Source organism: Brevibacillus sp. YAE8 (assembly GCF_057543335.1).
On record NZ_BAAIYG010000024.1, the window covers coordinates 42438 to 61561 of the forward strand.

21 protein-coding genes and 1 pseudogene are annotated in these 19124 nt (G+C 55.2%); 17 read left to right on the top strand and 5 right to left on the bottom strand.

Annotated elements, in window-relative coordinates; translation table 11 throughout:
- Positions 1–73: 73 nt before the first annotated feature.
- Together AC27IT_RS21435 and AC27IT_RS21440 are read left to right on the top strand one after the other, a co-directional pair.
- Positions 74–2641 carry a transglycosylase domain-containing protein gene (locus tag AC27IT_RS21435; RefSeq protein WP_025843866.1) on the top strand — a complete coding sequence of 856 codons (2568 nt, stop codon included), beginning with the start codon at positions 74–76 and terminating at the stop codon, positions 2639–2641.
- A gap of 96 nt (positions 2642–2737) precedes the next feature.
- Positions 2738–3088, top strand: a complete 351-nt coding sequence (locus AC27IT_RS21440) for a hypothetical protein (RefSeq protein ID WP_005836536.1) — start codon at positions 2738–2740, stop codon at positions 3086–3088.
- Positions 3089–3271: 183 nt separating this feature from the next.
- On the opposite strand, the gene AC27IT_RS21445 is transcribed toward AC27IT_RS21440, so the two are convergent.
- The gene (locus AC27IT_RS21445; protein ID WP_487092082.1) at positions 3272–4696 is read right to left on the bottom strand and encodes a L,D-transpeptidase family protein; all 1425 of its coding nucleotides are present in this window, start codon (positions 4694–4696) and stop codon (positions 3272–3274) included.
- A 67-nt stretch (positions 4697–4763) separates the two neighbouring features.
- Between AC27IT_RS21445 and AC27IT_RS21450 the strand changes: the two genes are divergently transcribed.
- From AC27IT_RS21450 to AC27IT_RS21470, 5 genes are all read left to right on the top strand, one after another.
- Positions 4764–5465 (top strand): AAA family ATPase, encoded by a 702-nt coding sequence (locus AC27IT_RS21450; RefSeq protein ID WP_007778994.1) that lies wholly within the window; start codon positions 4764–4766, stop codon positions 5463–5465.
- A 102-nt stretch (positions 5466–5567) separates the two neighbouring features.
- Positions 5568–6116, top strand: coding sequence for an RNA polymerase sigma factor SigX (locus AC27IT_RS21455; protein WP_007778996.1), 549 nt, complete (start codon positions 5568–5570; stop codon positions 6114–6116).
- Positions 6113–7288 carry an anti-sigma factor family protein gene (locus AC27IT_RS21460; protein WP_025843868.1) on the top strand — a complete coding sequence of 392 codons (1176 nt, stop codon included), beginning with the start codon at positions 6113–6115 and terminating at the stop codon, positions 7286–7288. The genes AC27IT_RS21455 and AC27IT_RS21460 overlap by 4 nt, the downstream gene beginning before the upstream one ends.
- A 92-nt stretch (positions 7289–7380) precedes the next feature.
- The gene (locus AC27IT_RS21465) at positions 7381–8343 is read left to right on the top strand and encodes an ABC transporter ATP-binding protein (protein ID WP_025843869.1); all 963 of its coding nucleotides are present in this window, start codon (positions 7381–7383) and stop codon (positions 8341–8343) included.
- A complete protein-coding gene (locus AC27IT_RS21470) occupies positions 8315–9181 on the top strand; it encodes an ABC transporter permease (protein ID WP_007787288.1) in 867 nt (288 codons plus the stop codon). Before AC27IT_RS21465 ends, AC27IT_RS21470 begins: the two co-directional genes overlap by 29 nt.
- Before the next feature lie 51 nt (positions 9182–9232).
- Here AC27IT_RS21470 and AC27IT_RS21475 read toward each other — a convergent pair whose 3' ends face one another.
- Positions 9233–9445: a hypothetical protein gene (locus AC27IT_RS21475; RefSeq protein WP_005828385.1), complete on the bottom strand. Its 213-nt coding sequence runs from the start codon at positions 9443–9445 to the stop codon at positions 9233–9235.
- A gap of 170 nt (positions 9446–9615) precedes the next feature.
- Between AC27IT_RS21475 and AC27IT_RS21480 the strand changes: the two genes are divergently transcribed.
- From AC27IT_RS21480 to AC27IT_RS21490, 3 genes and pseudogenes are all read left to right on the top strand, one after another.
- The gene (locus AC27IT_RS21480) at positions 9616–9918 is read left to right on the top strand and encodes a hypothetical protein (RefSeq protein ID WP_487092083.1); all 303 of its coding nucleotides are present in this window, start codon (positions 9616–9618) and stop codon (positions 9916–9918) included.
- Positions 9903–10364, top strand: a complete 462-nt coding sequence (locus AC27IT_RS21485; RefSeq protein WP_260507424.1) for a sensor histidine kinase — start codon at positions 9903–9905, stop codon at positions 10362–10364. Before AC27IT_RS21480 ends, AC27IT_RS21485 begins: the two co-directional genes overlap by 16 nt.
- A gap of 5 nt (positions 10365–10369) precedes the next feature.
- A pseudogene (locus tag AC27IT_RS21490) lies at positions 10370–10639 on the top strand (response regulator); the annotation flags it as partial.
- Between the two features lie 419 nt (positions 10640–11058).
- Here the strand turns inward: AC27IT_RS21490 and trmB are convergent.
- The gene (gene trmB, locus AC27IT_RS21495; RefSeq protein WP_005828387.1) at positions 11059–11703 is read right to left on the bottom strand and encodes a tRNA (guanosine(46)-N7)-methyltransferase TrmB; all 645 of its coding nucleotides are present in this window, start codon (positions 11701–11703) and stop codon (positions 11059–11061) included.
- A 454-nt stretch (positions 11704–12157) separates the two neighbouring features.
- Between trmB and AC27IT_RS21500 the strand changes: the two genes are divergently transcribed.
- The 3 genes from AC27IT_RS21500 (at position 12158) to AC27IT_RS21510 (ending at position 14252) form a co-directional block, all read left to right on the top strand.
- Positions 12158–12655 carry a C40 family peptidase gene (locus AC27IT_RS21500; protein ID WP_005828388.1) on the top strand — a complete coding sequence of 166 codons (498 nt, stop codon included), beginning with the start codon at positions 12158–12160 and terminating at the stop codon, positions 12653–12655.
- A gap of 309 nt (positions 12656–12964) precedes the next feature.
- Entirely contained in the window at positions 12965–13396 is a 432-nt protein-coding gene (locus AC27IT_RS21505) for a polysaccharide deacetylase family protein (protein WP_007787277.1), read from the top strand.
- Positions 13380–14252 carry a hypothetical protein gene (locus tag AC27IT_RS21510; RefSeq protein ID WP_051556814.1) on the top strand — a complete coding sequence of 291 codons (873 nt, stop codon included), beginning with the start codon at positions 13380–13382 and terminating at the stop codon, positions 14250–14252. The genes AC27IT_RS21505 and AC27IT_RS21510 overlap by 17 nt, the downstream gene beginning before the upstream one ends.
- A gap of 170 nt (positions 14253–14422) precedes the next feature.
- Here AC27IT_RS21510 and ilvD read toward each other — a convergent pair whose 3' ends face one another.
- The gene (gene ilvD, locus AC27IT_RS21515) at positions 14423–16099 is read right to left on the bottom strand and encodes a dihydroxy-acid dehydratase (RefSeq protein WP_005828390.1); all 1677 of its coding nucleotides are present in this window, start codon (positions 16097–16099) and stop codon (positions 14423–14425) included.
- A gap of 213 nt (positions 16100–16312) precedes the next feature.
- On the opposite strand from ilvD, the gene AC27IT_RS21520 reads away from it, so the two are divergent.
- Positions 16313–16792, top strand: coding sequence for a PaaI family thioesterase (locus AC27IT_RS21520; protein WP_007787272.1), 480 nt, complete (start codon positions 16313–16315; stop codon positions 16790–16792).
- A 53-nt stretch (positions 16793–16845) separates the two neighbouring features.
- Here the strand turns inward: AC27IT_RS21520 and AC27IT_RS21525 are convergent, their stop codons facing one another.
- Entirely contained in the window at positions 16846–17223 is a 378-nt protein-coding gene (locus AC27IT_RS21525; RefSeq protein WP_327944353.1) for a hypothetical protein, read from the bottom strand.
- A gap of 171 nt (positions 17224–17394) precedes the next feature.
- Between AC27IT_RS21525 and AC27IT_RS21530 the strand changes: the two genes are divergently transcribed.
- The 3 genes from AC27IT_RS21530 to AC27IT_RS21540 all read left to right on the top strand — a co-directional run bounded on the left by AC27IT_RS21530 (position 17395) and on the right by AC27IT_RS21540 (position 19122).
- Positions 17395–18195, top strand: a complete 801-nt coding sequence (locus AC27IT_RS21530) for an inositol monophosphatase family protein (RefSeq protein ID WP_005828393.1) — start codon at positions 17395–17397, stop codon at positions 18193–18195.
- A gap of 196 nt (positions 18196–18391) precedes the next feature.
- Positions 18392–18841 carry a hypothetical protein gene (locus tag AC27IT_RS21535; protein ID WP_221842590.1) on the top strand — a complete coding sequence of 150 codons (450 nt, stop codon included), beginning with the start codon at positions 18392–18394 and terminating at the stop codon, positions 18839–18841.
- 11 nt (positions 18842–18852) lie between these two features.
- Positions 18853–19122 carry a hypothetical protein gene (locus AC27IT_RS21540; RefSeq protein ID WP_005828395.1) on the top strand — a complete coding sequence of 90 codons (270 nt, stop codon included), beginning with the start codon at positions 18853–18855 and terminating at the stop codon, positions 19120–19122.
- Positions 19123–19124 lie beyond the last annotated feature (2 nt).

Consider the following 19124-nt stretch of genomic DNA (forward strand, 5'->3'; position numbering starts at 1 on the left):
AAAGGAAGAAACTTTTTTCAAAAGCATCCGTCTATATAAGATGCGGGGGAGAGAGAAAACCAGGAGGTAAGAAATGGCAACAAAGGCCAAGAAGAAAGTCAGGAAGAAGAAAAACAACTTGCTGATGATTGCCGTAGGATTCGCAGTCTTTCTCATCTTGAGCGTCATTGGGGGATACTTCTCCCTGTTGTATGCGGGAGACCGGATGATTGCGGAAAACGAACAGAAGCTGAAAGATTTGAAAACAGAACCAACCGTCATATACGACAAAAACGGCGAAGAGATGACGAGCCTGATTCGTCAAAAAAACCGTGAATACAAGCCGATCAACGAGATGCCGAAAATTTTGATTAACGCGTTCCTCGCCGTCGAGGACAAACGCTTTTTCGAGCACAAGGGCGTCGACATGATCCGGATCGGCGGAGCCATTATCAATGACATTAAAAAAGGTTCACTGGCTGAAGGGGGAAGCACGATTACCCAACAGCTAGCCCGCAACGTATTTCTCACCCTGGACCAAACGTTTTGGCGCAAGACGAAAGAGATGAGTATCGCGATCGGACTGGAGCGCCGATATTCGAAGGATCAGATTTTGGAAATGTACTTAAACCGCGTCTATTTGGGCGAAGGGGAGTTCGGCGTCGAGGATGCGTCCAATTACTACTTCGGACACTCTGTCAGCGATGACGAATTCACCATTGCCAAAGCAGCGATGCTGGCGGCGATTCCGAAAGCGCCGACGACTTATTCGCCGTTCAACGACCCGGAAAAGGCGAAGCTGCGCCGGGATACCGTCATTCGCCTGATGTATGAGCAGGGCATCATTACCGAAGCGCAAAAAAACGAAGCGCAGGCAGAGCCGCTGCCAACCGAACCGACGGAAGTAGCCGGAGCCAGCCTGAAAAAAGGCTACCGCGCCTTTTTCGACCATATGGTAGAGGAAGCGGACGCCAAGTACGGCGTGACAGAGGAAGAGCTGTACCGCGGCGGCTGGCAAGTGTACACGACGTTTGATCCGAAAGTGCAGGATGCCATGATCGCCGAGTATGCCAACGCGAAAAACTTCCCGAAAGACGGGGCGAAGCGCGGCGTCGAATCGGCCATGATCGTCGTGGATGCGAAAAACGGCGGCATCGCCGGGATGATGGGCGGCCGCAACTACGCGGCAAAAGGCTTCAACTACGCGACAGACATGAAGCGTCAGCCGGGCTCCAGCTTCAAGCCGCTGGCTGTGTACGCGCCAGCGATTGACTCAGACAGCAAGTGGGGGCCAAATTCTTCGCTCAGCAACAAAAAGCAGAGCTTTAACGGCTACGAGCCTCGCAACTACAACAACAAATACAGCGATTCCGTAAGCATGAACCGCGCGTTGATCGATTCCCTCAACGTGCCGGCGGTTTGGCTGTTGAATGAGATCGGCGTCCAAACAGGCATCGATTACTTGCAAAAATTCGGCATCGAGCTGGCGCCGGAGGACCGTAACCTGGCGATTGCGCTCGGAGGTCTCAGCAAAGGGACGTCTCCGCTGAAAATGGCGCAAGCCTATACCGCTTTTGTCAACGGCGGGGTCATGTCCGAGGCGCACACGATCACGAAAATCGAAAACAAGAGCGAAGGTGTCGTCCGGGAGTACGAAGGCAAACAGACCGAAGTACTGAAGCCGAAAGCGGCTTGGGCTGTTCACACCATGTTGGAAAGAGCGGTTCAGGAAGGGACGGGGAAAGCGGCCCGCATCTCCGGTCGCCACGTTGCCGGAAAAACGGGTACGACCCAGTCGATCGCCGGGGACAGCAGCGTGAACAAGGATGCCTGGTTCGTCGGCTATACGCCGGAATACGTCGGCGCCGTCTGGATGGGCTTCGACCCCGAGGACAAACAGCACTTGATGCGCCAGGGCAGCAGCTTGACCGCGCAAATGTTCTCCAAGGTGCTCGCAGCAGGCTTGAAGGGCGTGAAGGCGACAGACTTCGTGCGGCCGGATGGCGCAGTGGAGGAACAGCCGGAGGAAGAAGCAGCTCAACCGCTGCAACTGGCGGCAGACCTGACACTCGACAACAACCAGTTGAAAGTCGTCTTGAGCTGGATTGGCGGAGCGCCTGATTACACATACGATGTGTACCGCGTCAAGCAAAATGGCGAGCGCGAGCTGATCGCGGCGGGATTGAAGGACACGACGTTCGTCGATGCGCTGGATAATCCGAACGAGTACCGCTATGTCGTCGTTCCGCGCAACGCCCAGGGCGAGGAGCAGACGCCTTCGCCGATTACGAGCATTAACTCGCAAAACCTGGAAAACTTGATTAATGCAGGAGATAGCCATCACGAGGACGGCAACAGCCAGGAGCAAAACCCGGACGGAACAGGAACCGACAACGGCGACGGCACGATCCAGTTCCCGCCGAACTTTGGCGGCAACAACAATCCGGGCAACGGCGGCCAACCAGGCGGCCAAGATCCGAACGGAGGCCAGGGAAATCAAGGCAATCCAGGAAACCCGGGAAATGCTGGCGAAATCCCGCCAGACATCGCCAATCCGGACAACGGGCAATCAGGCGGTTCTACAGGCGGCAATCAGCAGCCGGCACAGCCTGTAGATGGCGCTCAGCAACAGACTGATCCCAATGGAACGAATGGCGGTTGAGTAGCATAGGATAGACAACTCGACAGATTCAACTATTTGCACATCTTCTTTCGCGTGGTACAATACCAGTAAATCGGGAGACAGGGGGGACAGTCCATGTCTGACTTCGCACAAAGAGATTTGCCCACTTTTTTCAAGGACCAATTACGCCGAGCCAAAGTGAATTTTGAGCGAGCTCTCGACTGTAAACATACCGATTTTGACGACCTTTACCCATATATGAACGAGCAGCCACAGTTTTTCTGGTACAAACGTTACGTCGCCTGGTCAGAGCTGCTGACTGTCGTGCGGCTGGCTGAGGAATTGGGCGTCGATTGGACAGAGGATTTTAGCGAGCAGCAGGTGGAATTTGTCAAAGGCAAAGTTCTGCAAGGAAAAGTGCTCGATTACTGGAATCCGGAAGAAGAACAGGAAGAAACGATCAGTCAGTTGGAAGAAGAAAAATAAGGCCATAAAAAATAAGGCGCGTTCCCGATGGCGGGGCGCGCTTTTTTCAGTGGAAAACGAGGTTTGCCGCCGGGCAAAAACATGGCGATGACCGCTTGCCGCGAGCAAAGCGGTCATCGCGTTTTTTTGGATGGAATCGCCACGTAACCAGCGATGATACTGGTTCGTCTTTTCATAGGGAGATTAATGCAGCCAGGTGTATATGACGTTGGGCGTCTCTTCCTCGGGTCCCGCCGGAAGGATGAAGAGAGCCGGGTTGCTCCACGGCTGGGCGGGTACGGGGGCATTCGAGATGATAAATTCCGTGCCCAGCGAGACAAAGGTGTACAGCTCCTCCACGGCGGCATTGAACAGCCGGACACAGCCGAGCGAGACGGACGTTCCGATGCTCTCGGGGTGGTTGGTTCCGTGGATGGCGTAGCCGTTGCCTTGAAACACCAGACCGCGTGTTCCGTAAATGTTGTCGTGGCCGCGCGGTTGGTTGATCTTTTGCAAAATCGTGTAGTAGCCCTCGGGTGTCGAGTCGTTTTTGCCGATCGCTGCCGGATAGCTGCGGACGAGATGCGTACCGCTGACCAGTTGCAGCGTATGCGACTTTTGCGAAAGCCGGACCTGGAGAGGGGCGAGCGGCGACAGCGGCTCCGGATAGCCTGGCAGCGGCAGGACGTCGCGCAGGCTCGCCCATGCCGATTCGCTCTGAAAAGCGTGCGGATGGTACGGGTAGCTTTTCAGCAACAGCCGCTTTGGCGGGAACGGAACCTGCGGCAAATAGTTGCCGGGATAGCTGCCCGCCAAATCCGCCAGACTGGCAGGGAGAGTCCCTTTTTGCTGGTAGTAGCGATAGAGGGCGTTGCGCAATGTCAGCACATGCTGCAACGTTTGCTGCTCGACTGCCAGATCGCCTCTCGCGGCTGCCAGCGTCGCCTCCGTATCAAAGCTGGCAGGAGAACCGAACCAGCGCTGGCTGATGACCGCCCGGCTGGCTGGATTGTACTGCAGAACGCCCAGCACCTGTTTGGGCTGATAAAACAACAACGGCGTAAACAGCGGCGAGCCGGGAACCTCTGGAACAACGAGTACGGTGTAAGGCTGTGCGAGCGCCGGGCGCCGCGCCTCTACATAGCGACGCACCTGGCTTTGCAACTCCTTGGGGCTGAGCATCGCGGGAACGGCAATCACCTCGACGTGCGGCTGCACAGGAGCAGGCGCGCTGGCGGGGACTGCCTGTGGCTGCGCGCTGGCAGCAGGCGCCCCATCCTGCAAAGGTCCGGGTGAAAACACAAATTGGGCGTACAAAAAAGCGAGCGAAGCGAGAAGCAGGCGTGCCCGGTTGCGCCAGCCTTGGCGGCTTTGCTCGCGCAGCAATTTTTGATAGGCGTCTCGCGCCTCGTCGTAATAGGGGCCTTGTTTGGCAAAAAGACTTTGTCTGTAAGCGGCCAGCGCCTGTCGCGTGTCTCCTTGTGCCTCGCGGGCCTGGCCGAGATGATACCAGCCGATCGCTTCATCCGGGTGTTGTTGTGTGAACCACCGGTAAAAGGAGAGATCGCTCTGTTCTGGATATTTCATATGAAAGGCGCTTTTTTCCTGAAGAAAGGAAACCTTGTCCACCGATACTCCCCCCTATATGGTTGTATCGGCGTGGCTCGGCAAAAAAGTGAGGGTGGAGGGGAAAATATTGGTTTATTTACGGACGATCAAGCTGCTGCGCGAGCAGTTTCCCGATGCCAGGCGGTACCCGTTTGACCTGCCGTCGTTGCGCGCGCTCGAAGCGATCGAGCTTGCGGCCAGTGTGACGTTTTTTGTCGGGGAAAACGGCTCCGGCAAGTCGACCTTGCTCGAGGCGATCGCCTATCAGTGCGGCTTTCACACGGCAGGCGGTTCCCGCCACAACTACTACAGCGTAGACAAGGCGGAAGCGAGCCTCGGCGACTACATCCGGCTGTCGTGGATGCCCAAGCAGACCAACGGATTTTTTCTGCGGGCGGAAAGCTTCTACCAGTTTGCCAGCCACATCGACGAGATTGGCGGCACAGCCAGCTATGGCGGGAGATCGTTGCATTCGCAATCGCACGGGGAAGCGTTTATGGCTTTGTTCACCAACCGCTTTAACGGAAAAGGAATCTACCTGCTGGACGAGCCGGAGGCGGCTTTGTCGCCGAAGCGGCAACTGGCGTTTTTGTACCTCATGCGCGAACTCGTCGAGGAAGGGGCGCAGTTTCTGATCGCCACGCACTCCCCGATCTTGCTGGGCTACCCCGGCGCGGACATCTATACGTTTGACGAATCTCCCGCGCAACCGATCCGCTATCAGGATACGGAGCATTACCAGTTGACCCGGAGGTTTCTGGAGAAGCCGGATGCTTTTTTTCGCGATTAATTTTTTTCCTGCTGTCACAAAAAAGGCGTCGGCGGTTTCTATAAGGTGTAGAACGCAAGAGGGAGCGTCAAGACAGTGGCTGTGCAGGAAGGAGGAGGATTGATGGAGATGCAGGCAAAGCTGGCGGTGAACCAGATGCGGGCCAGAGCGGAAACGGACTCGTTTCAGGAGCTGTTTACGGCCTACTACCCGTTCGTTGTCCGACAGATCATGCGGATTGTGCGTGAACAGCAAACAGCGGAGGATATCGCCCAGGAAGTGTTTCTCTCCTTTTACCATACAGATCGCTCCGCCATCGAAAATATTCCGGCTTGGCTGGCCAAAGCGGCTCTCTATGCGGCCTACAACCATCTGCGCTCCGAAAAGCGCAGGCAGGACAGGCAAGAGCGCGGGACAGCGGATCAGGCTTGTGTCATGCCTTCGTCCGAAGAAGTATGGCTGGAGCAGGAAGCGCTCAGCCACGTCCGCGAGGTGCTCGATGAGCTGGATGAGCGGGAACGTACCTTGCTGCTTATGAAATACTCCGGCTTTCCTTATGCCGAGCTGGCAAAAGCGACGGGAATGCAGGCCAGCTCCGTCGGGACGGTTCTGGCGCGAGCGAAGAGCAAGTTTCGCAGGCTATATGAGCGGGTCAGGGGGGAAGAAGGATGAAATGTGCCGACACAGGCTTGATTCAGACGTTTTTGGACGGGGAATGCGACGCGCAGCAAAGCGAAACGTTTCGCGCTCACCTGGCTGAGTGCGAACAGTGTCAGGCTCGCCTGGAAGAGCTGACGGCTCTCGATGTCTGGACGCGCGAAAAAATCGAAGCGCACGTTTTTGCCCAGGCGGACCAGGCGAAGATCGATACCGACGCCGCGTGGCAGCGTTTCTCGCAAACCGCAGGAACAACGAAAAAGAGCGATCTGCGCGAGTGGGACAGCCACGAGCAGCGCAGCGCGAAAAGGAGCTGGAAACAGATGAACAAAACGACAAAACGCTGGATGACGGCAGCGTCAGCAGCAGCCGTAGTGGCGGTATCCCTTTCTTTTCCGCAAGTGCAGGCGGCCGCCAATGATTTTCTGTCCATTTTCCGCATGAGCAAGGTCGAATTTGTCAAAGTGACGCCGAAGGACTTGCAGCAAGTGGAAAGCTGGATTGCAAACGGCAATGTCGGCGAGATGGATTTGCAAGGAATCGGGAAAATCTGGATCGACGGCGTGGATAAAGACAAGCAGGAAAACCGAAACCAATACTACAACAGCAGAGAGGCCGCCGAGAAAGCGGGCGTCAAGCTGCCGAAGCTGCCGGATGGGCTGATCGTGGACGGCGTAGAGGTGACTTCCCCGTATCGCGTGCACCTGGAAATCAACACCGAGCGGGCGAACAAGCTGCTGGCCCAACTGCAGGTAGAGGCGAAATTCGATGAGAAGCTGGACGGCCAGCGCATCTCGTTGGAAATTCCGAAGATGCAAAAGACGTGGATCGCCACTGGCAAAGACAGCTATTCCTACTCCGTGGTGGACGCGCCTGAGCTGAAAGCGCCAGAGGGCGTAGATTTGCTCCAGTTGCGCGAGACAGTGCTGGCGCTGCCGTTCATTCCGGATCAGGTGAAAAAGCAAATGCTCGACATCAAAGACTGGAAGCATACGATTCCGGTGCCGTACATGGCTGACGGCAAGAGCGACATGAAGGAAGTCAAGGTAAACGGCGAGGACGGCATGCTGGTCACCGGCAGGTACGATACGCATCTCGTCTGGCAGCAGGACGGAAAAATTCACATGCTCGAAGGCAGTGACAAGAGTGGAGAAGCGCTGCTGGCTTTGGCGAAGCAGTTGAAATAGGGCAGGCAAATCGCGCGAGCGGATTGGCAGAGTTTTCCTGAAAGGGGAGGCTCTGCTTTGTCCCGTTTATCGTCAGAAAGAGGAGGCAACAGATGTCTGATTACGTCATCGAGACCTGGGAGCTGTCCAAGCAGTACAACGGCAAGGCAGGGTGCAAAAACATCACCTTGCAGGTGCCGCGCGGTTCCGTGTTTGGATTTCTCGGGCAAAATGGGGCTGGAAAGAGCACCTTTGTCAGAACGATGCTCGGGCTTTTGCACCCGACGAAGGGCAGGGCGGTCATGCTCGGCCACCCGATCGGCAGCGTCGCGTCGCGCCAAAAAGTCGGGTATTTGCCCGAGCTGTTTCGTTATCCGGATTGGCTGACCGGACAGCAGCTCCTGGAGCATCATGCCGAGCTGTGCGGCCTGTCCAGGACGGAGAGCAAGGCCGTCATCCGCCATGTGCTGGAGCTGGTGGGCATGGCTGGCCGCGAGCGCGAGCGGATTCGCGGCTACTCCAAAGGCATGCAGCAGCGCATCGGGATCGCCTGCGCTTTACTGTCCGATCCCGAGCTGATTTTTTTGGACGAGCCGACTTCAGCGCTTGATCCGATTGGGCGAAAAGAAGTGCGCGAGCTGATTGCCAGGCTGCGCGATCAAGGCAAAACGATTTTTCTCAACAGCCATCTGCTCAGCGAGATGGAGAGCGTCTGCAACTACGTCGGCATCATCCATCGCAGCGAGCTGGTCGTGCATGGGGAATGGCGCAAGCTGAGCAGCGTCGCTCCTCAGATTGAGCTGACCGTAGAGGCGGCGAGCTTTGCCGCGAGCGAAGAACTGCCGGCCTTCGTCACTGACCGGCGGCTGCACAGACAAGACGCTGACCGCTCTACGTGGCTGCTGACGCTGGATCGGGACAATCGGGTGCCGGAGCTTTTGCAGGCGTTGATCGCCAGAGGCGTCGCGGTGCATGGGGTTGTGCAAAAGCAGCAGTCGCTGGAGGAAGTATTTTTGTACTGGGTGCAAAAGAAGGAGGGGGAAGCGCATGTGGCCGATCATGAAAATCACGTATAGGGAGATGCTCTCCAAGCGGATTTTTACGATTACGATGATGATGTCGCTTGCCTTCCTGCTGCTGTTTGGCGTGGCGACCTGGTTTGCGGCGCGGGAGCTGGGCCGTGAGCTGGGAGGCAGCGCGACCGACGTGCTGATGCAAAAAAACTTTTTCTCCACCCAACTGCTCGGCATGGGCTTGTACTTCGGCTCCTTCATTACCGCGCTGCTCGCGATTTTAAGCAGCGTCGGCAGCATTGCGTCTGAAGTGGAGAGCCACCAGATTGATACGTGGCTCGCCCGGGCGCTGCCGCGGCACAAATACGTGCTCGGCAAATTCGGCGGGCTTTCGAGCATGCTCATCCTCTACGCCATCCTGATGTTTTTGGGCATCCTCGGGATCAATCAGTGGGTGGGCGGAGGCGTACTGGCCGCAGACGTGAGCGCCCAGCAAGTGTTGTCCTCCCTGGGCTATTTTGTCCTGATGCCCGTCATTCTGGTCTGCGTGTCTCTTTTGCTCAGCAGTGTGACGACGACGGTGACAGGCGGAATCGTCCTGATTATTTTGTACGGGATCAGCTTTATCGGCGGGTTTGTCGAGCAGATCGGGTCGATCATCGGACAAGACGCGCTCATCAACATCGGCATTATTTCCAGTCTGCTGTTTCCGACCGACTCGCTGTTCAGGCAAGCGACTGTTGTGCTGTTTGACACGGCAGACGATCCGCTGTCCTTTGCGACGCAAGGCATATTCGGCACCATGTCTCCGCCGAGCGACGCGATGCTTTTTTACACTGTTATTTACGGAGCGGTGATGTTGGCGCTGGCTGTCCGCTTGTTCGGAAAGCGCGATGTGTAACGGGAACAGCCCGAGCCGGACAGCTCGGGCAAAGGCAGCCTGGCGCTGGAGTTAGTTGCGGTCTGTCTCCGAGCGGGCCTGGACCGTTTTTTGTTCTTGTTGTTGCAGAAGCTGGATCAATTGGTCCAGCTTTTCATTTCGTTCGCGGTCCAGCGAGGTCTTGTTTTTCATGAAGCGGATCAGGCTGAAAATCAAATAAATGATTAGACCGTAAAACAGCAACATTATCAAGAGCGGGATGGCAGAAACACCGACGTTAAGCATGAAAACCTCCAGTTTGGGAAAATATAGGTTGTCTTATTGTAACATGCAACGGGACGAGTGGACACGATATTCGTGAATTTTATGACGTTAATGAAAATAATGCGGGTAAAACTGTTTATGCGCAAATTCTATTCGGACTTTTACGAAGATTGCTATAATGGAAGCGCAAAATGAAAGCGCATTCTTCCGAGGAGGAAATCGGGAAGCAGATGGTGGGCGGCGATAACGAGGCGGTGTTCGCGGGAAACTCGATCATCTCCGAGACAGTCGGTTCGCTCGGACCGGGGCTGCGGGGACAGACGCCGATCTATAATGACGCAGGGCAAGTGATGGGAGTCGTGTCTGTCGGCTTTTTGCTGGCAGATATTGACGAGACGATCGAATCGTACCGCGACCGGATTGTCGTGGTGGGGATCGTTACGCTGCTGTTGGGCGTTGCTTGCACGATGCTGCTTGCTTGCTCGGCAAGCTGAACCAGGCCAACGAACGCAAAATCGAGCTGAAAATCGACCCGGACAGCAACTTCCGCGACATTCCCGCCGCGATTGACCGGGCGCAACTGATTGTCATTTTGGGCAATTTGCTCGATAATGCGATGGACGCCGTTTTGTCGCCGGGGGCGTTTGCGCAGGAGGTTACGATTTTTTTGTTGGACATGGAGGAAGTGCTGCTGATCGAGGTGGAAGATCGCGGGCCAGGCATCTCGCGCGAAAACGCCGAACGGGTATTCGAGCTGGGGTTTTCGACCAAAGTGAAACCGAATCACGTCTACGGCCTGCATCTGGTGCAACAGGCGGTCGCGAAGCTGCACGGCAATATTACGCATACAGGCAATCCGTCGGGCGGAACGATTTTTACCGTGACGCTTCCGAAAAGAAGCTCGCACGTCGCAGACATGAAGGAGGGAGAGCAGCGTTGAAAAGCATGGCGGGGAGCAACATACGGGTACTGATTGTCGAGGACGACCTCAGAATCGCCGAGGTGAACCGACGATTTGTGGAAAAAGTGGAGGGCTACGAGGTTGTAGGCATTGCCACCAATGGACAGGAGGCGCGGGACCAGTTGGAGCTATTGCAGCCGGACCTGGTGCTTTTGGACATTTATTTTCCGGACATGGACGGGCTTGATTTTTTGTCGGTGATGAAGGAAGAGTTTCCCGTGTGCGACTGCATCATGGCTGTTCAGGGAAGACAGGGCACCCCCGCCGATATAACAAGCGACGTACACAAGGACAAGAAAGTCGGCCAAAAGCAGCGCATAAACGTTTCCTGCTGCCGAACCCTTTTGTAAATCAACAGGAAGACGATTGATAGAAGAAAGCCGGCGGTGTGTATGCCCGTCAACGTATAGCAAAAGAGAGGATCGCCGACGTCTTTGAGCAAGACCAGATCGGCATACAGAAAAAAAGGATAGCACATGAGCAGAAACAGCGAGGTCATGCGCAACCGGGTGAATAACAAGTTGGTGTTCCATTCATGAAAGGCTTCATCATGCTATTCATCTGTTGATCTCAATCCTTTGCTGGAAGGTCGAAAAAACTCCACGTAAGCACGAACGATTCCGATAGCGTGTTCACGTGGAGGCATGTGCCTTGTCCAAAAGGCGCGTTTCTTCTATTTAATGATGCAGCTTGCCTCTACCCGATAAATACGCTGTCCGCGGGAAGAAAAGCGCTCTTCGTACTCCGTCATGACGTTCTCCTCTGCGAGCTTCGACTGGTGCAGGTCAAAAGTGATGTTGCGCATCTGGAAGCGCTCGGCAGCGAACTGATTGAGCGAAAACTCAAAGAGCTTTTCATTGTCTGTCTTCAGATGAATCTCTCCGTCCTCGGCAAGCACCTGACGATAGTTGTTCAGGAAGCGAGGATGGGTGAGACGGCGTTTGGCGTGGCGTGTCTTGGGCCACGGATCGCTGAAGTTCAGATAGATGCGGGCAATCTCGTGATCGGCAAACAGCTCGGTCAGCTTGGAAGCGTCAAACTGGACAAAGGCCAGATTCGGAATCGGCTTGTACTCTGTCCGCTGCAAGGCGCGCAACACGACCTCCGCTTTCAGCTCGACAGCAATGAAATTAATATCAGGGTGACGCTGTGCCAATGTATTAATGAAGCGTCCTTTTCCACAGCCGATCTCCACGTGGATCGGATTGTCATTTCCGAAGCGTTCTTTCCAGCTTCCTTTATAGGAAAGGGGATTGTCCACAAACGTCGGATATTCTCGCAGGGCCGCTTCGGCACCTGGAATGTTACGCAGTCGCATGATGTGCCTCCTTAAAACGAACTCTTTTCTACTTTACGCTGACTCCCTGCAGGTTGCAAGCATAGAGAAGGAAGAGTAGAGAGAATCCAGTTTCTTCCCCAGCGAAAATCGCGAGAACAGGAACTTTTTGCAAGAGGAACTAGGCCATAAGTCGCATGTTATGCGGGAAGTAGACGCTTGGCACTGGATACAATTGGTCAAATTGCGAGGAACATTTTGGCAAGAAAATAAACTGAAAATTTGAGGAATGCCCATGATATCGGGCTTGAGCGCGTCAAGCGGTAATCGTATCCATTTGCCCAAGCGGTTTTTGCCAAGTTTTTGGTAATTTCACCGGGTAACAGCTTTGGTAAAGTAGAGAACAAGTGAGAGGTCAGCCAAACTTTGCATAAAGTAAGCTTCTACCGAAACGATTTCGTAGAAGCGTGTTCTGTCAAAAGGGAGGATGAACAACATGAAACTGCGAAAAACCCTCATCGGAATTGTAATGGGCTTGACACTTGGCGTAACGGCGATTGCCATGCCGATGCCTGGAGAAAATGTAGCTCATGCTGCTTGGTCGCAAGCAAAAGCGGACAAGGTTATTGCCACTGGGAAAAAATATTTGGGTACACCTTATAAATTCGGGGCAAGCAAAAATACGACAGCCGTCTTTGACTGCTCTTCTTTCACGCAACGCGTTTTTCGTGTGGCAGTAGGCAAGAGCTTGCCGCGAACGTCGCGCGACCAGGCGAAAAAAGGAATCAGTGTGTCCAAAGCCAACCTGAAAAAAGGGGATCTGGTCTTCTTCAAGGCGAGCACAACGACGAAGTCCAAGCGGATTACCCATGTAGCGATTTACGCTGGCAACAACAAGCTACTACATACCTACGGGCAACCGGGTGTGACTTTTACAGGTTTTAAAGGCACATCCTGGGAGAAGCGCTTTGTCTCGGCGCGTCGCGTCCTGTAGCGTTATTTCGAATCTCTCTACTTATTCATACGTCTCACAGCGCCGTTCGTTGCGAGATAGGAGCAAGAAAATCTTGGAAAAAGCGAAGCAGGCAAACAGGAGGGCGGTCCAGTCGGATCGTCCTTTTTTGCTGTCCAAGCGCCGGGGGAACGCCTCTTTTTTAGCATGCCCGATTCGCTTCGCGCAACAGCAGAAGCATGGGCAATTGCCTTGATTTATCAATAGCAGTTTGCGTGTACAAGGAGTAGTATGGATGACGGATAAGCTAGGAGAAAACCTTGATGGAGAACGGAAAAAAGGAGCAATCCGATGCAGACAGGTGGAGGCAAAAAAAGCAAAAACTTCTCGTTTGCCATGATCGCGTTGATGATGGTGCTGATTTTGTTGACCGGATGCGCCGCTTTTTTCGGGGAAGAACGAAAAGCCGACGACGGTACACCAAAATCCAAAGTCGCCCCAACCATCATTCGCTCCACAGGAGAAAAGAGCAAGGCGATTCCGTTTGTGTACACCACCAGGCGGGAGCTATCGCTCACCTTCAATGGAATGACAGACAGCGACACGATGAAGAAGCTTTTGGATGAACTGGACAAGCATCATCTGAAGGCTACTTTCTTTTTGCCTGGCATGCGGGTCGCAGAAGAGCCGGAGCTGGCAAAAGAAATCGTCGCGCGCGGACATGATAATGCACGCCAACGCGCTCTACCAGGGGATGAACCGGCTCGTGTCCGATGTGAATGACGCCAACATCCGGCAACTGTTTGCGATGCATTTCAACAGGGAGGGCAACGCCTGCAATACCGCCGAGGACAGCCTGTACAACCTGACGCGCGTCCAGGCTGCTCTTTACTGGTACACGAACCATTTGCTGATGAAAATTCAGAAGGATACGCAGCAAAAGGTCAAATTCGTGCAGGGCGACGAACAGCAGGCGGCAAAGTGGGAGCGAATGGGCGGTGCGGAGGAATTTGGGGACAACAGCATCGTGCTGACTTCGCCGCCCGGTGAAAGCGGCATGCTGTATTTGCGCGACAGCGAGAAGTACCGGGATGTGCGCGTGTCAGCCAAGCTGGAGGGCAATGTCGTCGGCAGACAAACCATTTACTTGCGCTACGATCGCCAAAAAGAGTCGTTTGTCCGCTTGCTTTTGGAAAACAATGAGCTCAAGCTGGAAGAGAAGCAGGCAGGCCGTCCGCTGGTCGAGCTGTCCAAGGCAACATTGAGCGAGATCCACTGGAAGCCGGAAGACCTCGCCTACGACAAGGCGACAGTGTACAGCAAAGCCCAGACAGAGGCAGGGGCGGTAAAAGAAGACCCGGGCTATCCGGTCAATATTTCGCATACGCGGCTGCGGGAGATCGCGCTCAGCGGGAAGCGACTGACGGTGTCTGTGGACAAGCAGGTCGTGATCGACAGCCAGGAGACGGCGCAAGACAGCGGCGGTATCGCCCTGGAATCGCGGTATAGCGAGCAAAACAAAAAAGACGACATATACGATGCCGTTTTTACGGATGTGAGCGTGGTTGCGCCGGCCGCTGGCGAGCCGGGCAAGGAGACAATCCTGTTCAGGAATGCGTATTCCGGCTGGCGGGTTTGACTGGGCGGAGACAGGCGAGGTGACCGCGCTCACGGAGCAGCAGGCGCTGGAGCTGACAAAAGCGAGCGCTTCATGGATCAGTAACAAGCGGCTTTTGCATAGGAAAAACCCCCTGCCTGAGCGGACAGCTTGTCCAAAGGCAGGGGGTTGTCTTTTATAAAGAAACGCGACTAGATTTTCATAACGCCGCCCATGCTCGCATTCGTCACCAGCTTGGAGTAGCGGGCCAGGTAGCCTGTTTTGACTTTCGGCTGGAATTCCTGCCAGCCTTCGCGGCGGCGGGCCAGCTCAGCCTCGTCCACGTGCAGGTGGATCGAGCGCTCTTCGAGGTCGATGGAGATGATGTCTCCGTCCTGGACGAAAGCGATCGGGCCGCCTTCCGCCGCTTCCGGCGAGACGTGGCCGATACTGATTCCGCGGGAAGCGCCGGAGAAGCGTCCGTCTGTGACGAGCGCGACTTCCTTGCCGAGTCCCATCCCGACGATTTGCGAGGTAGGAGCGAGCATTTCAGGCATGCCTGGGCCGCCTTTTGGTCCTTCGTAGCGAATGATGACGACGTGCCCGGATTTGATCTTGCCAGCGGCGATGCCCGCCAGTGCTTCCTCCTGCGAGTCAAAGCAGATCGCCGGACCTTCGTGTCTTTTAATAGAAGGATCGACACCGCCGGTTTTGATGATCGAGCCTTGCTCGGCCAGGTTGCCGAACAGGACGGCCAGACCGCCGGAGGCACTGTACGGATTTTCCAGACGACGAATCACCTGGTCGTTTTTGATTTCGGCGTTGGCGATGTTTTCTGCCAGCGTCTTGCCTGTCACGGTAATCCGGTTCGGATGAATCGCGCCTTCTTTGCGCGCGATCTCCTTGAGCACAGCGGACACGCCGCCCGCTTCGTGGCAGTCCTCGATGTGGTAGTCAGAGGATGGCGCCAGCTTGCAAATGTGCGGGATGCGCTTCGCCACTTCGTTGATGCGCTCGATCGGGTATTCGATTCCCGCTTCCTGGGCGATTGCCAGCGTGTGCAAAACGGTATTCGTAGAGCCGCCCATCGCCATGTCGAGCGCGAAGGCGTCGTCGATCGCTTCCAGCGTAACGATGTCGCGCGGCTTGATGTCTTGCTCGATCAGGTGCTTGAGCTTTTCTGCGGAGGATTTTACCAGCTCGCGGCGCTCCGGAGAGACGGCGAGAACAGTGCCGTTGCCTGGCAGCGCCAGACCGATCGCTTCGAGCAGACAGTTCATCGAGTTGGCGGTAAACATACCGGAACAGGAACCGCAGGTTGGGCATCCGTATTGTTCCAGTTCTTCCAGTTGCTTGTTGTCGATCAGGCCAGCCTGGTAAGCCCCGACGCCTTCGAATACAGAAGAAAGCGAGATGGAACGGCCGTCGCTCGTTTTGCCTGCTTTCATCGGGCCGCCTGTCACGAATACAGTCGGGATGTTGACGCGCAGGGCGCCCATAATCATGCCCGGGGTGATCTTGTCACAGTTCGGAATGCAGATCATGCCGTCGAACCAGTGCGCGGCTACGACCGTTTCCAGGCTGTCTGCGATGATTTCGCGGCTCGGGAGCGAGTAGCGCATGCCGATGTGGCCCATGGCGATGCCGTCGTCAACCCCGATCGTATTGAACTCAAAAGGAACCATGCCAGCGGCACGAACAGCTTCCTTGACCAGCTTGCCAAATTCCTGCAAGTGCACGTGGCCCGGGATAATGTCGATGTAAGAGTTGCAAATGGCGATAAACGGTTTGTCGAAATCCTCGTCCTTTACTCCTGCCGCACGAAGCAAGCTGCGGTGCGGAGCGCGGTCAAAACCTTTTTTAATCATGTCACTTCGTTGTCTAGCCAATGTGAAACTCTCCCTTCCTACACGTGAAAGTTACCTGTCTTATGTTTTGCACTATCTTATCAATTTTTATTAATAGAAACAACCGTAAAAGTCTGAACATTTGCTCAGTCTGCTGCCTGTGAGCGGCTGTGACCGGCTTTTGGAGACATGGCGGAAACCAGCTTTATGGGCTACAATAAAAGGATTGAGTCTATTTTTGTTGGAGTGAACAAAATGATAGAAGAGCTAAAAAATGTCTGGGCGGAAGGAAATGACGAGGAACGGAAAATACTGGAGCTGGCTTTGCAGGCAATCCGCCAGAAGCGCGAGCGCAAAAGCGCCTATTTATCCGGCTTTCTTGGCCTGAAGGGAGAGTTTATCGACGAAACGAAGCAGTCGTATCGCTTCGAGTTGCCTCTCACCGTGTTCATGCACAACTCCGGGGGAGCGGTGCACGGGGGGATTCTCGCCACCTTGATCGACTCGGCCATGGGTTCGCTAATCAACCGCTCGCTGCCGCCGGAGCAGTACGCGGTCACGACCGAATTGAAAATCAACTACTTGCGGCCCGGAGTAGGGAAGCGGCTTCGCGCCGAAGCGACGTTTTTGCACCGGGGGCACACGCTGGTCGTCATGGAGGGCACGGTGTACGACGAGCGCAACAAGCGGGTCGCCCACGGCACCGGGACGTTTATCGTCCTGAACAGAAAATAGCAAAAAGGCGTGCGAAATACGCACACCCCAAAGCCTGTTTTTTTACCTAGGCTTTACCGGATCACAACAAGCCCGCTGTATTGTGTAATGTAAGTGAGCATTTGGGCGGAGAGAGGGACGATAAACTCCATGTTTTCCTTCTCCACGATGCCGGAGCGGGAGACGATTCTGGCCCACTTGACGCCGATCTTGTAGTATTGGGAGCCAAACGTGGTGTGGACGGTTTCGCGGTTCAGGCGAAAGGACACGGGCGCGTTGTCGAGCTTATGCGGCACCATGCTGACGATGTCGTGCAAAAACAGGTGGTAGGTCAGGTGCGGCTTGAAAAAGACAAGCTCCTTCGTCGTGACCGAGAAGCCGTAGCTACTGTTCATTTGGGTGAATTTAAGCTCACCCTCCATATTTTTCAGGCGAATGAAATCGCTGTTCATGTTTTCCCCTCCTAAAAGCGTCGGGCACCGATGGCAAAAAGCTGGCTTGTGGCTCGGGCCTGCGCTGCGTATCTGTCTTTCGCGAGATGGGTGTCACTCTATCATAGTGAAGTCAGGAGCCGGAATGCAAGGGAAAACAATGACAGACCATTAGGAAGGGACGAAAAGCCGATGCTGGAAATAGCCAAGGAAGCAGCAAGTGCAGCAGGAGCATTTTTAAAGGAGCGTTTTCTCGAACAGCTTACGCCGGATGAGGAACTGCATAACGACGTGAAGCTGCCGGAGGACAAAGGCAGCGAGCAGCGCATTATCGAGGTACTGCACCGCCATTTCCCGACGCATACGATTTTTTCCGAGGAAGTCGGAATGGTCAGCCGCGACGAAGAATATTTGTGGATTGTCGATCCGCTGGACGGCACGAACAACTACTTTATCGGCCATCCGTACTTCAGTATTTCGATTGCCTTGCAGCACAAGGGCGATCTCGTCCTCGGCGTCGTCTACAATCCGGTGGCAGGGCAAATGTTCTGGGCGGAAAAAGGGAAGGGCGCGTTTTTGAACGGCAGGCGCATGTCGATCAACAACCGGACAGACTTGACGCGCGCAGTCGGGACCTACATCCGCGGGCGCAATACGGTGACCAAGCAGGAGGAGCTGGCCTTTACGGAGCCGTTTGTGCTGAACACGAAGCGGATTTTGCGCAACGTCGCTCCGGCGCTCGACTGGTGTCTGCTCGCCAACGGCTGGCTGGACTATATCGTCATGCAGCGCTCGGGCATCATGGACGTCGCTGCGGGGATCGTCATCGCGAGCGAGGCGGGAGCGACCATCACTGACTGGCAAGGGAAACCGTACCGGCACGAGCCGTTTGCCCAAGATCAGGTGCGCTCGCTTTTGGCGACGAACGGGCATTTGCACGAGCCGATTCGCGGCCTGCTGCTGGAGCAGAGCATGGCGGATTGTCTGCGCTAAGGCTTTGCCGGACTGCCGGTAGCGCGACCTTTTTCACAGGAAACATCGCGGCTGGGGCTTGGGTCGGGACTCTCGCACCAGCTTTTTCCTGTTCATCCGATTTTTTTAATTTTTTGGCAACCAAATGTTTCGTAGCGCGTATAAAATGTTGCGTGTCGTGAAAGAAGCAGCATTTTCGTACAAACGGGGTGAAAAAATGGCCAGATTGGAATATCGGCTGCTGGATGAGGCGAACGGTTACCCGGTCTTGTTTTACTACGACCGGATCGACAAGGACGAAGTGTCCTTGCGCTTTGCCTGCGACTACCTGGTGAAAGGGCATGTCGTCTACGAGAAGACTTCCTGCGCGATTGAGCAGGGGACGTACGTGATCTACGTCCGGCATTCGACGGAGGAGACGGCTGTGGACTACGTGGAGAGGCCGTCCGTGCGCTGGGGGAGCATCCAGATCGAGATGCGGGAGTACCGCGAGAACACACGGCTTTACCCGCTCGTGCACACGTTTTCGTTCAAGGACGACGACGATGCTCTCTTGCACTTGCAAAGCGACTATTTGTACCTGAATGGACGCGAGTGGGAAAAAACATCGGCGGAAGTGGACGAAGATCGCCAGGTGTACATTTTCTACGCGCGGCCGGCAGGGTAGGAGGGAAGAGGATGGCACTGACAAAATCGGCCAAGGTCGTCGGCCTGTTCGTGGCTGCTACGATGGCCATAAGCGGCTGTTCGTCAGACTATGATGACGATTGCTACGACAGAGACAATGACGGCTATTGCGACGACGGAGGAAGCAGCTCGCGCGGCGGATCGTCCACCTACTACGGAGGCGGCTCGTCGAAAAGCAAGTCGCAAGGCGTATCAAGCGGCATTAGCCCGAGCAGCTCCAAGGGCGGTATCGGCAGCTCCGGCGTGTCCAGCTCGGGGTGAGG

Coding starts and splice junctions, on each gene's coding strand:
- AC27IT_RS21435 (WP_025843866.1), top strand. CDS start 74: ATGGCAACAAAGGCCAAGAAGAAAGTCAGGAAGAAGAAAAACAACTTG.
- AC27IT_RS21440 (WP_005836536.1), top strand. CDS start 2,738: ATGTCTGACTTCGCACAAAGAGATTTGCCCACTTTTTTCAAGGACCAA.
- AC27IT_RS21455 (WP_007778996.1), top strand. CDS start 5,568: ATGGAGATGCAGGCAAAGCTGGCGGTGAACCAGATGCGGGCCAGAGCG.
- AC27IT_RS21460 (WP_025843868.1), top strand. CDS start 6,113: ATGAAATGTGCCGACACAGGCTTGATTCAGACGTTTTTGGACGGGGAA.
- AC27IT_RS21465 (WP_025843869.1), top strand. CDS start 7,381: ATGTCTGATTACGTCATCGAGACCTGGGAGCTGTCCAAGCAGTACAAC.
- AC27IT_RS21470 (WP_007787288.1), top strand. CDS start 8,315: ATGTGGCCGATCATGAAAATCACGTATAGGGAGATGCTCTCCAAGCGG.
- AC27IT_RS21475 (WP_005828385.1), bottom strand. CDS start 9,445: ATGCTTAACGTCGGTGTTTCTGCCATCCCGCTCTTGATAATGTTGCTG.
- AC27IT_RS21480 (WP_487092083.1), top strand. CDS start 9,616: ATGAAAGCGCATTCTTCCGAGGAGGAAATCGGGAAGCAGATGGTGGGC.
- trmB (WP_005828387.1), bottom strand. CDS start 11,703: ATGCGACTGCGTAACATTCCAGGTGCCGAAGCGGCCCTGCGAGAATAT.
- AC27IT_RS21500 (WP_005828388.1), top strand. CDS start 12,158: ATGAAACTGCGAAAAACCCTCATCGGAATTGTAATGGGCTTGACACTT.
- AC27IT_RS21505 (WP_007787277.1), top strand. CDS start 12,965: ATGCAGACAGGTGGAGGCAAAAAAAGCAAAAACTTCTCGTTTGCCATG.
- AC27IT_RS21520 (WP_007787272.1), top strand. CDS start 16,313: ATGATAGAAGAGCTAAAAAATGTCTGGGCGGAAGGAAATGACGAGGAA.
- AC27IT_RS21525 (WP_327944353.1), bottom strand. CDS start 17,223: ATGAACAGCGATTTCATTCGCCTGAAAAATATGGAGGGTGAGCTTAAA.
- AC27IT_RS21530 (WP_005828393.1), top strand. CDS start 17,395: ATGCTGGAAATAGCCAAGGAAGCAGCAAGTGCAGCAGGAGCATTTTTA.
- AC27IT_RS21535 (WP_221842590.1), top strand. CDS start 18,392: ATGGCCAGATTGGAATATCGGCTGCTGGATGAGGCGAACGGTTACCCG.
- AC27IT_RS21540 (WP_005828395.1), top strand. CDS start 18,853: ATGGCACTGACAAAATCGGCCAAGGTCGTCGGCCTGTTCGTGGCTGCT.